Annotated in this window: 13 protein-coding genes; 3 read left to right on the plus strand and 10 right to left on the minus strand. The window is 71.0% G+C overall.

What is annotated here, in order from left to right; translation table 11 throughout:
- Window positions 1–69: 69 nt before the first annotated feature.
- The 5 genes from OG505_RS26270 to OG505_RS26290 form a co-directional block, all read right to left on the minus strand.
- On the minus strand, window positions 70–888 hold the full coding sequence (locus OG505_RS26270; RefSeq protein ID WP_405428519.1) for a hypothetical protein: 819 nt from the start codon (window positions 886–888) through the stop codon (window positions 70–72).
- 89 nt (window positions 889–977) lie between these two features.
- Window positions 978–1,580: a DUF4178 domain-containing protein gene (locus tag OG505_RS26275; protein ID WP_405428521.1), complete on the minus strand. Its 603-nt coding sequence runs from the start codon at window positions 1,578–1,580 to the stop codon at window positions 978–980.
- A gap of 211 nt (window positions 1,581–1,791) precedes the next feature.
- Complete coding sequence (locus OG505_RS26280) at window positions 1,792–2,172, minus strand: hypothetical protein (RefSeq protein ID WP_405428523.1); 381 nt, start codon at window positions 2,170–2,172, stop codon at window positions 1,792–1,794.
- Window positions 2,173–2,291: 119 nt separating this feature from the next.
- Window positions 2,292–4,883 carry an ATP-dependent chaperone ClpB gene (gene clpB / locus OG505_RS26285; RefSeq protein ID WP_405428525.1) on the minus strand — a complete coding sequence of 864 codons (2,592 nt, stop codon included), beginning with the start codon at window positions 4,881–4,883 and terminating at the stop codon, window positions 2,292–2,294.
- Window positions 4,884–4,969: 86 nt separating this feature from the next.
- Window positions 4,970–5,614, minus strand: a complete 645-nt coding sequence (locus OG505_RS26290) for a TetR/AcrR family transcriptional regulator (protein WP_405428527.1) — start codon at window positions 5,612–5,614, stop codon at window positions 4,970–4,972.
- Window positions 5,615–5,856: 242 nt separating this feature from the next.
- Here OG505_RS26290 and OG505_RS26295 point away from each other — a divergent pair, with 242 nt between their 5' ends.
- From OG505_RS26295 to OG505_RS26305, 3 genes are all read left to right on the plus strand, one after another.
- Window positions 5,857–6,357 (plus strand): cation:proton antiporter regulatory subunit, encoded by a 501-nt coding sequence (locus OG505_RS26295; protein WP_405428529.1) that lies wholly within the window; start codon window positions 5,857–5,859, stop codon window positions 6,355–6,357.
- A gap of 5 nt (window positions 6,358–6,362) precedes the next feature.
- Window positions 6,363–7,568, plus strand: coding sequence for a cation:proton antiporter (locus OG505_RS26300; RefSeq protein WP_405428531.1), 1,206 nt, complete (start codon window positions 6,363–6,365; stop codon window positions 7,566–7,568).
- A gap of 208 nt (window positions 7,569–7,776) precedes the next feature.
- Window positions 7,777–8,208: a hypothetical protein gene (locus tag OG505_RS26305; RefSeq protein WP_405428533.1), complete on the plus strand. Its 432-nt coding sequence runs from the start codon at window positions 7,777–7,779 to the stop codon at window positions 8,206–8,208.
- Between the two features lie 156 nt (window positions 8,209–8,364).
- Here the strand turns inward: OG505_RS26305 and OG505_RS26310 are convergent, their stop codons facing one another.
- The 5 genes from OG505_RS26310 to dnaK all read right to left on the minus strand — a co-directional run bounded on the left by OG505_RS26310 (window position 8,365) and on the right by dnaK (window position 13,099).
- A complete protein-coding gene (locus OG505_RS26310; protein ID WP_405428535.1) occupies window positions 8,365–8,547 on the minus strand; it encodes a hypothetical protein in 183 nt (60 codons plus the stop codon).
- 121 nt (window positions 8,548–8,668) lie between these two features.
- Window positions 8,669–9,109, minus strand: a complete 441-nt coding sequence (locus OG505_RS26315; protein WP_234583207.1) for a heat shock protein transcriptional repressor HspR — start codon at window positions 9,107–9,109, stop codon at window positions 8,669–8,671.
- A 30-nt stretch (window positions 9,110–9,139) separates the two neighbouring features.
- Window positions 9,140–10,327, minus strand: coding sequence for a molecular chaperone DnaJ (gene dnaJ / locus OG505_RS26320; protein WP_405428538.1), 1,188 nt, complete (start codon window positions 10,325–10,327; stop codon window positions 9,140–9,142).
- Between the two features lie 88 nt (window positions 10,328–10,415).
- Window positions 10,416–11,174, minus strand: a complete 759-nt coding sequence (gene grpE, locus OG505_RS26325) for a nucleotide exchange factor GrpE (protein ID WP_405428540.1) — start codon at window positions 11,172–11,174, stop codon at window positions 10,416–10,418.
- A gap of 47 nt (window positions 11,175–11,221) precedes the next feature.
- Window positions 11,222–13,099: a molecular chaperone DnaK gene (gene dnaK / locus OG505_RS26330; protein ID WP_405428542.1), complete on the minus strand. Its 1,878-nt coding sequence runs from the start codon at window positions 13,097–13,099 to the stop codon at window positions 11,222–11,224.
- Window positions 13,100–13,271: the final 172 nt, after the last annotated feature.

Below are 13,271 nucleotides of genomic sequence, written 5' to 3' on the forward strand. Positions count from 1 at the left end.
GGATCCCTCCGGTAGGCGTCGGGTTGCAACCTACTCGGAGGGATCGTCGGCGTCGTGCTTATCCAGCGGTCAACTGGTCGACGGCGGGGTCGGACCGGGGCGGTCCGCCGGCGGCGTGTCGTCCGGCCGGTCGGCGCCGGACGGCGGCGCGGACGGCGGCTGCTCCGAACCGGGTGCCTGGCCCGGCGTCGCCGGATAGCCCGGCTCACCACTCGACGGATAGCCCGGCTGGCCGGGAGCCGGCGGGTAACCGGGCTGGCCGGACGCCTGCGGGTAGCCCGGGTAGCTGGTGCCGGGGGTCGGGGGCTCCCAGGCCGCGGCGGGCTTGCGGAAGAACTCGTTCGACTTGGGCAGTGCCAGCAGGATGAGCGCCGCCAGCAGCGCGAGCAGGCTGATCACGCCGAGCGTGATGCTGACCGGGGTGATCCAGGACGGCAGCGCCTCCTCGAGACGGCGCTGGACCTCCTGGCTGCTCGGCATGTCGCCGCTGCCGTTCCCACCGGTGGTGAAGCTGCCGCCGCCCACACCGTTGAGCACGGTGCCACCCGTGCAGCAGACCATGATGCCGCCGACGATCCAGGTGGTGATGCGCGAACCGTTGCTACCACGGTTGTTGAAGATGGCCAGCACCGCCAGCACGACCGCGAGCAGGAGCACGAGGATGCCGGCGCCGAGGGCGAACGCGAAGACGAAGTTCGCCACCTGGTCCGCGCCCTCGGCGGTACTGCCCGAGTAGGCGTCGCGGAGCACGTCGCGGGTCTTGCCGATGGTGGAGAGGGTGACAATGAGACTGATCACCTGGCACGCCAGGAACAGGAAGAGCAGATAGCTGGAAATCGTCACGGTGGATGGCCGCTGGCGGGCCGGTGTGCTCTGGGAATCGACCACGATTCTCCTTCCCTAGATCGGGCCCACACCGTATCGGCAACCGGCCACTCCGGCGAACCGTGCCGGATGCGGTGGGCGCGTCGGGTCGCTCAGCGCCCGTCGCCGGTGGGTCGGATCGCCAGGTCGGCGGGGTCGAGCAGGTCGCCGCGGGCGACCCGCCAGCCCTCTTCACCGTACGCCTCGAAGGAGAGCCGGGCGTTCGGGCCCGACTGGTAGTCGTGGTAGCGCATCGTCCCGGCCGACGGCAGGCCGGTCTCGCCGGTGGCGGTGTAGCGGGCCTGCCCGGTCTCGGCCCAGGTGTAGCGCAGCCCGCCGAGGTCGATGGTCGGGGCGCCGGGGGTGACGGTAGCGCCGGGTTGGGCGGTCCAGAGCACCAGTTCCAGTTCGGGGTCGCCGTCGCCCTCCACGGAGAGCCGGTGTGGCGTGCCGGAGGCGTCGTCGAGGAGGTGCTGCACCCAGCTCCAGTCCCCCTCGACCAGGCGGATGGTGCCGCTCACGACGTACTCCCGCTGGCCGATCCGCACGCGATCACCCGGCGCCAGACGGTGGGCGCCGTCGAGGGTGGGCCGGGCGGCCGGCGGCACGCCGGTGGGCCGGGCCGCGGCCCGCCGGCGGGCCCGCACGACGATCACGAGCACGACCACGATGAGTACGACCACCGCCGCCACCAGGTACGCCAGCGACCCGTCCACCCGACCACCTCCCCAGGTACGTCGGCGCGAACGGTAACAACCTCGCGCACCGAATTGAGTCGCGTCGTGACCGAAAGCTCAGCTACCGAGAGCGGCCGGGGTGTCGCCGGCCGTGGTCATCGTGGATGCCCGGATGGGCGTCGCTCTCCCGTGCCGGGCCGGCCAGCGGTCGGTGTCGGGGGGTGCGCGAGCGGCCGGCGCGGCGGCCGGGTCACGCCGCCGCGAGCCGCTGGGTGGCGTAGTCGCCGAGGGTGGAGCGCCCCATGACGCACCCGACGAAGGTGGTGAACTCGGTGGGGTCGTCCCGCAGCGACGTCCACGCCGCTCGGGCCGCCGCCGGGTCGACGCGCTCCAGCAGCGTCGCCGCGTACGCCCGGCCGGCGGGTGAACCCTCGGCGAGCAGCCGGTCGAGCTGCCGGCGTACCTCCTCGGGGTGGTCGTCGAGCGCGGCCTCGACGCGCTGGTACGCCTCGGTCACCGGCAGGGTCGCACCGGCGATCCCCACCCCACCGAAAGCAAGCGTGTCGGCGGCGACCAACTCGTCCACCGCCGCACCGAGTTCCCGCTCCCAAGCCTTACGCATCCCGAACATGCCCCAACCCTTTCCCTCCCCGCCCACCTCTCACCCTGTTGATCAAGAGGTTTGCGTCATGAGAAGACGTCCCGATGACGCAAACCTCTTGATCACCGCAGGCTGGGGTCGGGCGGGGGTCAGGCTGGGGTTACCGTCAGGGAGTTTGTTCCGGGGGTTTGGTCCACCTTTACCGTGTTGCCGTCTCGGATTGATCCGCTCAACAGGGCCTTGGCCAGTTGGTCGCCGATGGCGGTCTGGACCAGGCGGCGCAGCGGGCGGGCGCCGTAGATCGGGTCGTAGCCATGCTCGGCCAGCCACCCACGGGCGGACTCGGTGACGTCCAGTGCCAATCGGCGGTCCGCAAGACGGTTTCGCATCCGGTCCAGCTGGATGTCCACGATCGAGCGCAGATCGTCCCCGCGCAGCGCGGCGAAGACCACGATGTCGTCCAGCCGGTTGAGGAACTCGGGCTTGAAGTGCGACCGGACCACGGCGAGGACGCCCTCCCGGCGCTGCTCCTCGGCCAACGTCAGGTCGCCGATCACCGACGACCCGAGGTTGGAGGTGAGGATCAGGATCGCGTTGCGGAAGTCCACCGTGCGGCCCTGACCATCGGTGAGTCGACCGTCGTCGAGCACCTGGAGCAGCACGTCGAAGACATCCGGGTGGGCCTTCTCCACCTCGTCCAGCAGGATCACCGAGTACGGGCGGCGGCGCACCGCCTCGGTGAGCTGCCCACCCTCCTCGTAGCCGACGTATCCGGGCGGGGCACCGACCAGGCGGGCGACGGAGTGCTTCTCGCCGTACTCGCTCATGTCGATGCGGACCATGGCCCGCTCGTCGTCGAAGAGGAACTCGGCGAGCGCCTTCGCCAGTTCGGTCTTGCCGACACCGGTCGGCCCGAGGAAGAGGAAACTGCCCGTCGGCCGGTCGGGGTCGGCGACGCCGGCCCGTGCGCGGCGGACCGCGTCGGAGACCGCACCGACCGCCTCGGCCTGGCCGACGACCCGACTGCCCAGCGACTCCTCCATCCGCAGCAGCTTGGCCGTCTCGCCCTCCAGCAGCCGGCCCGCCGGGATGCCCGTCCAGGAGGCGACCACCGAGGCGATGTCGTCCGCGCCGACCTCCTCCTTGAGCATCGCCCCGTCGGCCTGGAGTCGGGCCAGTTCCTCAGCGGCCTGCGTCAGCTCCACCTTGAGGGCGGGGATGCGGCCGTAGCGCAGCTCGGCGGCGCGCTCCAACTCACCGTCGCGTTCGGCCCGCTCGGCCTCGCCGCCCAGGCGCTCCAACTCCTCCTTGGCGGTGGAGAGCTTGGTGATGTGGCTCTTCTCGGTCTGCCACCGCTCGGAGAGCACGGTGAGCTGTTCGCGCTTGTCGGCCAACTCCTGACGCAGCCGCTCCAGGCGCTCGGCGGACGCAGCGTCCGGCTCCTTGGCCAGCGCCATCTCCTCGATCTCCAGCCGGCGGACCGCCCGCTCGATCTCGTCCACCTCGACCGGGCGGGAGTCGATCTCCATCCGCAGTCGGGACGCGGACTCGTCGACCAGGTCGATCGCCTTGTCCGGCAGGAACCGGTCGGTGATGTACCGGTCGGAGAGCGTCGCGGCGGCGACCAGCGCGGCGTCGGTGATCCGGACGCCGTGGTGCACCTCGTAGCGCTCCTTGAGCCCACGCAGGATGCCGATGGTGTCCTCGATCGTCGGCTCGCCGACCAGCACCGGCTGGAAGCGCCGCTCCAGCGCGGGGTCCTTCTCGATGTGCTCGCGGTACTCGTCCAGCGTGGTGGCGCCGACCATCCGCAGCTCACCGCGGGCCAGCATCGGCTTGAGCATGTTGCCGGCGTCCATCGAGCCCTCGCCCTTGCCGGCGCCGACGACGGTGTGCAGCTCGTCGAGGAACGTGATGACCTGCCCGTCGGAGTTTTTGATCTCCTCCAGGACGGACTTCAGCCGCTCCTCGAACTGGCCACGGTACTGGGCGCCGGCGACCATCGCGCCGAGGTCCAGCGAGACCAGCTTCTTGTCACGGAGCGATTCGGGGACGTCGCCGGCCACGATCCGCTGGGCCAGGCCCTCGACGATGGCGGTCTTGCCGACGCCGGGCTCGCCGATCAGCACCGGGTTGTTCTTCGTACGCCGGGAGAGCACCTGGATGACCCGGCGGATCTCGGAGTCCCGGCCGATCACCGGGTCGATCTTGCCGTCGCGAGCGCTGGCGGTCAGGTCGACGCCGTACTTGCGCAGGGCCTGGTAGGTCTGCTCCGGGTCGGCGGTGGTGACCCGCCGGTCTCCGCCCCGGACGGTCGGGAAGGCGGCGACCAGGGCTTCCTCGGTGGCGCCGGCCGACTTCAGCGAGTCGGACACCACGCCGCCCACCCGGGCCAGGCCGGCGAGCAGGTGCTCGGTGGAGGTGTACTCGTCGCCCAGCGGCCGGGCGATCTGCTCGGCGGCGCCGATGGCGTTGACGAACTCCCGGGCCAGCGTGGGCTCGGCGATGCTGGAGCCCCGCGCGGCCGGCAGGGCGTCGACCGCCCGCTGGGCGGCCCGGCGCAGCTCGGCGGGGTCGGCCCCGACGGCGCGCAGCAGGCCGGCGGCCGTCGAGCCGTCGGTGTCCAGCAGGGACAGCAGGAGGTGCCAGGGCTCGACGGTGGCGTGGCCACGCTGGTTGGCCAGCGCGACGGCGCCGGTGATGGCTTCGCGGCTCTTGGTGGTGAGTTTTTCGGTGTTCATGGGCTCCCCCGGATCGGCGTTGTCCACTGGGTTGGACACAACCAGAGTTGAGCGTATTCCGCTCAACCTTACCGCTGTGACGGCCATCACTCCCGGAGCCGCCACCGCCAGTCGAACTCCCCGGCCGCCGGGGGCGGGCCGGGCAGCGGGTCGGAGTCCGGCGTCGTCGACAGGCCGCCGATCAGCACCGCGAGCTGCCGGCGGCGCAGCTGACCGGTCCGCTCCGCATCGGGTACGCGCACCGCCGCGCACGCCTCCAGCACCAGCCCCAGGTCCTGTACGACCACGTCGGGGCGCAGTCGCCCACTGGCGTGCGCCCGCTCGACGAGTGCGGTGGCCAGCTCGCTGGCGCGCAGCGCGTCCCGGCCCATCTCCTCGGTCGGCGCGAAGGCGCCGGCCAAATGGACGGTGAGCAAGTGCACGTCGGCGTCGACCACCGCGGCGAGGAACCCGGCGAACGCGGTCCAGTCGTCCGGCTCGGCGAGCGCCTCCTCGGCCACGGCGATGTAGCGGCGCAACCCGTCGTGACAGAGCTGGCGCAGCAGGGCCTCCTTGCCCGCGTACCGCCGATAGAGCGCGCTGATGCCGACGCCCGCGCGGTCCGCGACGGCGGCGATCGGCGCCTTCGGGTCGTCGAGGAAGACCGCGCGGGCGGCTTCGAGGATCACCTCGTCGTTGCGGGCGGCCTGAGCGCGGCGGCCGGCCAGGGCCTTGGGGGACGTCGTCGACATGACCAGAGGATAGCGACGGAACGGACCGTTCCGGTCTACTACTGTCGTGGCGTGCTCGTGGCAGGGAAGCCGTAGACCTCCCGAATCGCGGCCGCGCGCTCTAGATCGACACGGGATCGCTGAACTGGGGGTGTCCCGCCGCCCCGGATACCGCGATATCGGCGATCTCGTGTTGATCATGGTCGGGCGCGGGAGTGGCTTCCAAGATCTGCCTTCGGTTAACCAGGCGGTAGCCTGGGCGGGTGCGAGTACGTGTCGAGCAGACCGCCCTACCGGGGATCGGGGTACGCCACGATCTGGTGACGGAGTCCGGACGCCGCCTGGGCGTGGTCTCCCACCGCAATGGCCGCCGTGATCTTGTCTTCTACGATCCCGACGATCCCGACTCCTGCCAGGCGGACATCCCGCTGACCGACGACGAGGCGGAGGCGCTGGCCGACATCCTCGGCGCGTCGCTGATGCTCGGCCAGCTCTCCGGGCTGCGCGAGCAGGCTGCCGGTCTGCTCACCGAGCAGATCGCCATCCCGGCCGGTTCGCGGTACGTCAACCGGATGCTCGGCGACACCAAGGCTCGCACCCGCACCAGCGCCTCGATCGTGGCGGTGCTGCGCGATGGCACTGTGAACGTGTCGCCCGAGCCCTCCTTCCGCTTCGCGGCCGGTGACGTGGTGGTCGTCGTGGGGACCCGTCAGGGTCTCGACGGCGTGTCCGCCATCCTCGCCGACAGTGACCCGGACGGCTGAGGCGGATGCACGAATCCACCACACTGCTCGTCGAAGTCGGCGCACTGCTGCTGCTACTCGGGCTCCTCGGCCGACTCAGCCGCCGGGTCGGCCTCTCGCCCATCCCCCTCTACCTGCTGGCCGGGCTCGCCTTCGGGCGCGGTGGGCTGCTTCCGCTCGCCGCCAGCGAGGAGTTCTTCGCGGTCGGCGCCGAGATCGGCGTCATCCTGCTGCTGGTGATGCTCGGTCTGGAGTACTCGGCCAACGAGCTCGTCGGCAACCTCCGCTCGGCGGCACCGGCCGGTCTGATCGACGGGGTCCTCAACGCGCTACCCGGCGCCATCTTCGCCCTGCTGCTCGGCTGGGACTGGGTGGCCGCCCTGGTGCTCGGCGGTATCACCTGGGTCTCCTCGTCCGGAGTGATCGCCAAGGTCCTCGCGGACCTGGGGCGACTCGGTAACCGGGAAACCCCGGTGATCCTCTCGGTGCTGGTGATCGAGGACCTGGCGATGGCCCTCTACCTGCCGCTGGTCACCGCTGTGCTGGCCGGCACGGGCCTGCTCGGCGGCGGGATCGCGCTCACCGTCGCGGTGGCCACGGTGCTGCTCGTGCTGGTGGTCGCCATCCGGTACGGCCACCTCATCTCGTCCGCCCTGTCCGCGAAGGACCCGGAGGCGCTGCTGCTCGGCGTACTCGGCCTGACCCTGCTGATCGCGGGCATCGCGGCGAAGCTGCAGGTGTCGGCGGCGGTCGGCGCGTTCCTGGTCGGCATCGCGCTCTCCGGTCCGGTGGCCCACCACGCCACCGAACTGCTAACGCCACTGCGGGATCTGTTCGCCGCGGTGTTCTTCGTCTTCTTCGGTCTGGTCACCGACCCACGGGAGATCCCGCCGGTGCTGCTGCCGGCGCTCGCGCTGGCCGTGGTCACCATGGCGACGAAGACGCTGACCGGCTACCTCGCGGCCCGCCGCGTCGGCATCGCCGAACCCGGTCGCTGGCGAGCCGGCCTGGCCCTCGTACCCCGCGGAGAGTTCTCGATCGTCATCGCCGGGCTCGCGGTGGCGGCCGGCAGCGTCGAGCCGCGATTGGCCGCGCTCGCCGCGACGTACGTCCTGATCACCGTGGTGACCGGGCCGATCCTGGCTCGACTGCCCGACTTCCCGTGGTTCAAGCGGTGGTTGCGCAACCGCGCGGCAGCCCAGCGGCGAAAGCCGGTGCCGGTCCACGACTGACGCCCACCGCCGCTGTCGCGCCCTTGTGGGCGTGGCAGCGGCGCCGGCCAGGACACCCGAACGGCCTTCGGGCCGGGCCGGCCGACGGATGCCGAATTGCTCCCTGCGGGTACTACCGCAGCACCCGGCGGCGGGTTACCGTTTCGCCCCAGCAGCCACGGTCCGCAGGCAGCGTTGCCAGACGCGGGCGAGAGCGGAAGGTTGGCCGGTGAGCGTGCAGGAGTCGACGTTCCACGGCTTTGCCAACCCCGTCGATCCAACGCCGGCGGAGTTGCGAGCCTGGGCGTACCAGCCCGATTCGGTGCCGTTGTCCTCCATGCCACCCGACTGGGACCTTTTGGTCTCCGGCGACCGCCTGGTGCTGACGCTCTTCGAGCTGGCGATGGATCCGACCTGCCCCGCGCGGCGCTTCGCGCTGCACTGCCTCTACATCTACGCCGCGGACGGCATTCGGACGAACTTCCGTGCCCACCCCAAGCGCCGCTTCCGCAAGCTGGTCGAGCAGGCCGAGCGCGATGGCGATGAGCTGATGAAGATCTGGGCGCACAACGGCCGCGTCCTGCTGGCCCGGCCGGATCTCTTCGTCTACCGGGACTGGTGCGAGGGCGGCCTGGTCCGCGAAAACCGCCGCCTCGGCTGAGCCAGCCCCCCGTTGCGCCGATCTTGCACTTTCTGCGCCGACTTATTACGCAAAGTAGGGCGTTTCGCTGCCCGAAAGTGCAAGATCGGCGCGGAATGGGCGTGCCGAACGGGCCGGGACCCCCCGTGGGTCCCGGCCCGCGCGTCGGTTACCGGTTCAGTCGCGCTTGCGGTCCGGCTGTGGTTGGGCTTGGTCGCCCTGCTCGGCGAACCGCCCCTGGCTGATCCGGTCCCGGAAACTTCCCTCGGTCACCTTGTCGAACTTCTCCCGGACGGTGTCGGCCAGACTTTCCAACCGCTCCTCCGTCTGCTGAGCGACGCTCTTCGCCGGCTCCGTCATGGCTCCCCCAACCGCCGCCGATTAGGCCCGAATTAAGGCGATAGGACCCGTATCGACAGGCTAACGGAAACGGCCCGGCCCGCGCCGGAAAATCCGGCGCGGGCCAGGCCGAGAAGCAGGTTCAGCGGTCGGGTGTACGGCGGGGACGCCAGACCACCAGCGCGGTGGACGTGCGGTTGGTCGGCACCAGATCCTGGCCCGGGAAGCGGGCCAGCGACTCCAGCTCAGCCACCCGGCGGTACGCGGCGTCCAGCTCCGCCTCCAGCCGTGCGACCCGCTGCTGCGCCTGCTCCAGCAACCGCTCCAGCCCGATGATCCGCTTGACGCCGGCCAGGTTGATCCCGTCGTCCTGGCTGAGCCGCTGCACCTCGCGCAGCAGCACCACGTCCCGGACGCTGTACCGACGGCCACCGCCGGCAGCCCGGCCGGGCTGCACCAGCCCCAGCCGGTCGTACTGGCGCAGGGTCTGCGGATGCATCCCCGCCATCCGTGCCGCCACCGAGATCATGAGCACCTTGGCCTCGTAGGCAGGGTCACCCGAACCGAGGAACTCGCCCGACATCCCGCTCACCTCCGCGTCCATCCCACCGGACTAACCGACCCGACGCACCCGGGCGTCGAGATGTTCCCGCGCCGCCGGCGGGCTCTGCTCGGCGAACGCCTCCAGCGCCGCCCGCGCCTCGTCCGACAGCCGGGCCGGCACCACCACGTCCAGGGTGACCAGCAGGTCACCCGCCTGCCCGTCGCGACGGACCACACCCTTGCCCCGGGCCCGCAGCACCCGCCCGCTGGGCGTGCCAGGCGGAACCCGCAGCGTCACCGCGCCGTCGAGCGTGGGCACCCGCAGGTCCGTGCCGAGCACGGCCTCCGCGAAGGTCACCGGCACGGTCAACGTCAGGTCGTCTCCGGTACGCCCGAACAGCTCGTCCGGCCGGACCTTGACGTGCACGAACAGGTCGCCGGCCGGGCCACCACGCTCACCGGGCTCACCGCGCCCGGCCAGCCTGATGCGCTGGCCGTCGGCCACACCGGCCGGAAAGCGCACGTTCATCGTGCGAGTCTTGGTGACCCCGCCGCTGCCCTGGCACTCCGGGCACTTCTCCTCCACCACCGTGCCGACGCCCTGGCAGTTGCCGCACGGCTCGGAGAAGCTGAACGACCCCTGGTTGCGGGTCGTGACCCCGGCGCCGTGACAGACCGGACAGGTACGCGGCTGGGTGCCGGGCTTGGCGCCGTTGCCGTGGCAGGTGTCGCAGACGCCGGGGGCGCGCAACGTCAGCGGCAGGGTCACCCCGCGCACCGCGTCGCCGAAGTCCAGAGCCACCTCGGTCTCCACGTCCCGGCCGCGCGCGGGCCCACGCGGACCGGCCTGCCCACCGGCCTGCCCGCCCGAGAAGATCGAGCTGAACAGGTCCTGGAAGCCGGCCCCGCCGAAGCGGCGGTCACCACCACCACCGGCGGCACCACCGAACAGGTCGGAGACGTCGAACGGCATCCCGCCCGGCTGGCCGCCCGCCCGGGCATTGCGCCGGAACGCGCCCGAACTGAACAGCGACCGCATCTCGTCGTACTCCCGGCGACGGCCGGCGTCCGACAGCACGTTGTACGCCTCGGACACGGCCTTGAACCGCTCCTCGGCCTTCGGGTCGCCCGGATTGTGGTCCGGATGCGATTCCCGGGCCAGCTTGCGGTACGCCTTCTTGATGTCATCCGCGGAGGCGGCCTTGTCCACGCCGAGCACGGCGTAGAAGTCCTTCTCGAGCCAGTCCTTCGAACTCACCGGTCCACCACCCCCTTCCGAGCGTCGTGGCCCGGCCGTCCCGTCCACCGCTGTGCGGGGGACGGGACGGCCCGGTCACTGTCTCGCACTATTCCGGATCCGCGACCGCGACCAGCGCGGGGCGCAGCAGCCGCTCACCGAGCTGGTAGCCGCGTCGCATGACCTGCACGCAGGTCGGCTCGCTGACCTCGGCCGAGGTCTGGTGCGCGACCGCCTCGTGCCGGGTCGGGTCGAACGGGTCGCCCTGCTCGCCGAAGGCGTTCAGGCCGAACTTGCCCAGCGCGGTGGTGAGCTGTTCCGCCATCGTTCCGAACGGCCCGACCAGGTCGCCGTGTTCCCGGGCCCGGTCCAGGTCGTCGAGGATCGGCAGCAGCGCGGCCAGCACCGAGCCGGTCGCCTGCTCCTGCACCAGGCCGCGGTCCCGGTCGACCCGCTTGCGGTAGTTGGCGTACTCCGCCGACACCCGCTGGAGGTCCCTGGTCCGCTCGTCCAGCTCGGCCCGGAGCGCCTCCAGCTCGGCGCCGAGCGACGTGCCGACACCACCGCCGTCGGCCGGCTGCGCCGGGGCGTCCACCACCGGCGGGCCGGACGGCTCCGGCCCGTCGGTGGCGTTGACCTCGACCTCGATCTCGTCGACCACGATCTCGGCGTCCTCGACCAGGCCCTCGGCCGGTACGTCGCTGCCCGCGTCCGCGGCGGTGCCCTCCGGCTCCGACGTGTCGGTGAGCTTGCGGTTGTTGCGGATGACGACCCGCTCCTCGGCACCGGTGTCCGGCTCCGTGGGCGCGGAGCCACCCGGCGTCGACCCGGTGTCGCCCGGGTCGGCGGCTCGTGGCTTCTGCGTCATGCGGCTACCTCATCCCTTCGCCGTGGATACGTGTCGGAGGTCGTTGGTCACTTCTTGCCGTCCTCGTCCACGATCTCCGCGTCGACCACGTCGTCCGCGCCACCGGCGGCGCCGGCGGCGCCGGCCTGCGGACCGGTCGCACCGGTCGCACCCGGGCCGGCCTCGCCGCCCGGCTGCTGGCCCTGCTCGGCCTGCTGGGCGTAGAGCAGCGAACCAGCCTGCTGGGAGACCTGCGCCAGCTTCTCGTGGGCGGACTTGACCTTCTCGATGTCCTGGCCACCGAGAGCGCCCCGCAGCTCACCGAGCGCCTCGTTGAGCTGCTCCCGGTTCTCGCTGGGCAGCTTGTCGCCGCTCTCGGCGAGGAACTTCTCGGTCTGCCACTGGAGCGCCTCGGCCACGTTGCGGGTCTCGGCGTCGTCGCGGCGGCGCTTGTCCTCCTCCGCGTGCTCCTCGGCGTCCCGGCGCATCCGCTCGATGTCGTCCTTCGGCAGCGACGAGCCGCCGGTGATCGTCATCTTCTGTTCCTTGCCGGTGCCCAGGTCCTTGGCGTGCACGTTGACGATGCCGTTGGCGTCGATGTCGAACGCGACCTCGATCTGCGGCACACCGCGCGGCGCCGGCGGGAGGCCGGTCAGCTCGAAGGTGCCGAGCTTCTTGTTGTAGGCCGCGATCTCCCGCTCACCCTGGAACACCTGGATCAGCACCGACGGCTGGTTGTCGTCCGCCGTGGTGAAGACCTCGGAGCGCTTGGTCGGGATGGTGGTGTTGCGCTCGATGAGCTTGGTGAAGATGCCGCCCTTGGTCTCGATGCCCAGGCTCAGCGGGGTCACGTCCAGCAGCAGGACGTCCTTGACCTCACCCTTGAGCACACCGGCCTGGAGGGCGGCGCCGACGGCGACGACCTCGTCCGGGTTGACGCCCTTGTTGGGGTCGCGGCCGGTGAGCTGGTTGACCAGGTCGGTCACGGCGGGCATCCGGGTCGAGCCACCGACGAGGATGACGTGCTCGACGTCCGAGATCTTGATCCCGGCGTCCTTCACGGCCTGCTCGAACGGGCCCTTGCAGCGGTCCAGCAGGTCCTGCGTCATCCGCTGGAACTCGGCGCGGCTCAGCGACACGTCGAGGTGCAGCGGGCCGGCCGCGCCGGCGGTGATGTACGGCAGGTTGATGTTGGTCGTGGTGGCGGCGGACAGCTCGATCTTGGCCTTCTCGGCGGCCTCACGGAGGCGCTGGAGGGCCATCTTGTCCTGGCCGAGGTCGATGCCGTGCTCACCACGGAACGTCTTGACCAGATGGTCGATGATCCGCTGGTCCCAGTCGTCGCCACCGAGCTGGTTGTCACCGCTGGTCGACTTGACCTCCACGACACCCTCGGCCAGCTCCAGCAGGGAGACGTCGAAGGTGCCGCCACCGAGGTCGAAGACCAGGACGGTCTGCTCCTTGGAGCCCTTGTCCAACCCGTACGCCAGGGCTGCCGCGGTCGGCTCGTTGACGATCCGCAGCACGTTGAAGCCGGCGATCTCACCGGCCTCCTTGGTGGCCTGACGCTGGCTGTCGTTGAAGTAGGCCGGAACGGTGATCACCGCGTCGGTGATCTGCTCGCCCAGGTACGCCTCGGCGTCCCGCTTGAGCTTCATCAGCGTCCGGGCCGAGATCTCCTGCGGGGTGTACTTCTTGCCGTCGATGTCGACGGACCAGTTCGTGCCGACCTCGCGCTTGACCGAGCGGATCGTCCGGTCCGGGTTGGTCACCGCCTGGCGCTTGGCGACCTCACCGACGAGCACCTCGCCGTTGCGGGCGAACGCGACGATCGACGGGGTCGTCCGCGAGCCCTCAGCGTTGGCGATGACGGTGGGCTCACCGCCCTCGAGAACGCTGACGCAGGAGTTCGTCGTGCCGAGGTCGATACCGACCGCACGTGCCATCTTCGCTTCCTCGCTTCGTAAGGTTGTGCAGGTGGCGGGCACCGCCCGCGACTGCTCGGCGGGCACCGCCCGCAGCGGACCCCACCACAAGTTGAGTGAACTTGACTCAATAGTGCCACGCGCTGGCGAATCGTCAAGTCGAGTTGAGCCGACCCGACGCAACCCAGCCGTT

The sequence above is a fragment of the Micromonospora sp. NBC_00617 genome, from assembly GCF_045161355.1.
In the GTDB taxonomy this organism is placed as follows: domain Bacteria; phylum Actinomycetota; class Actinomycetes; order Mycobacteriales; family Micromonosporaceae; genus Micromonospora.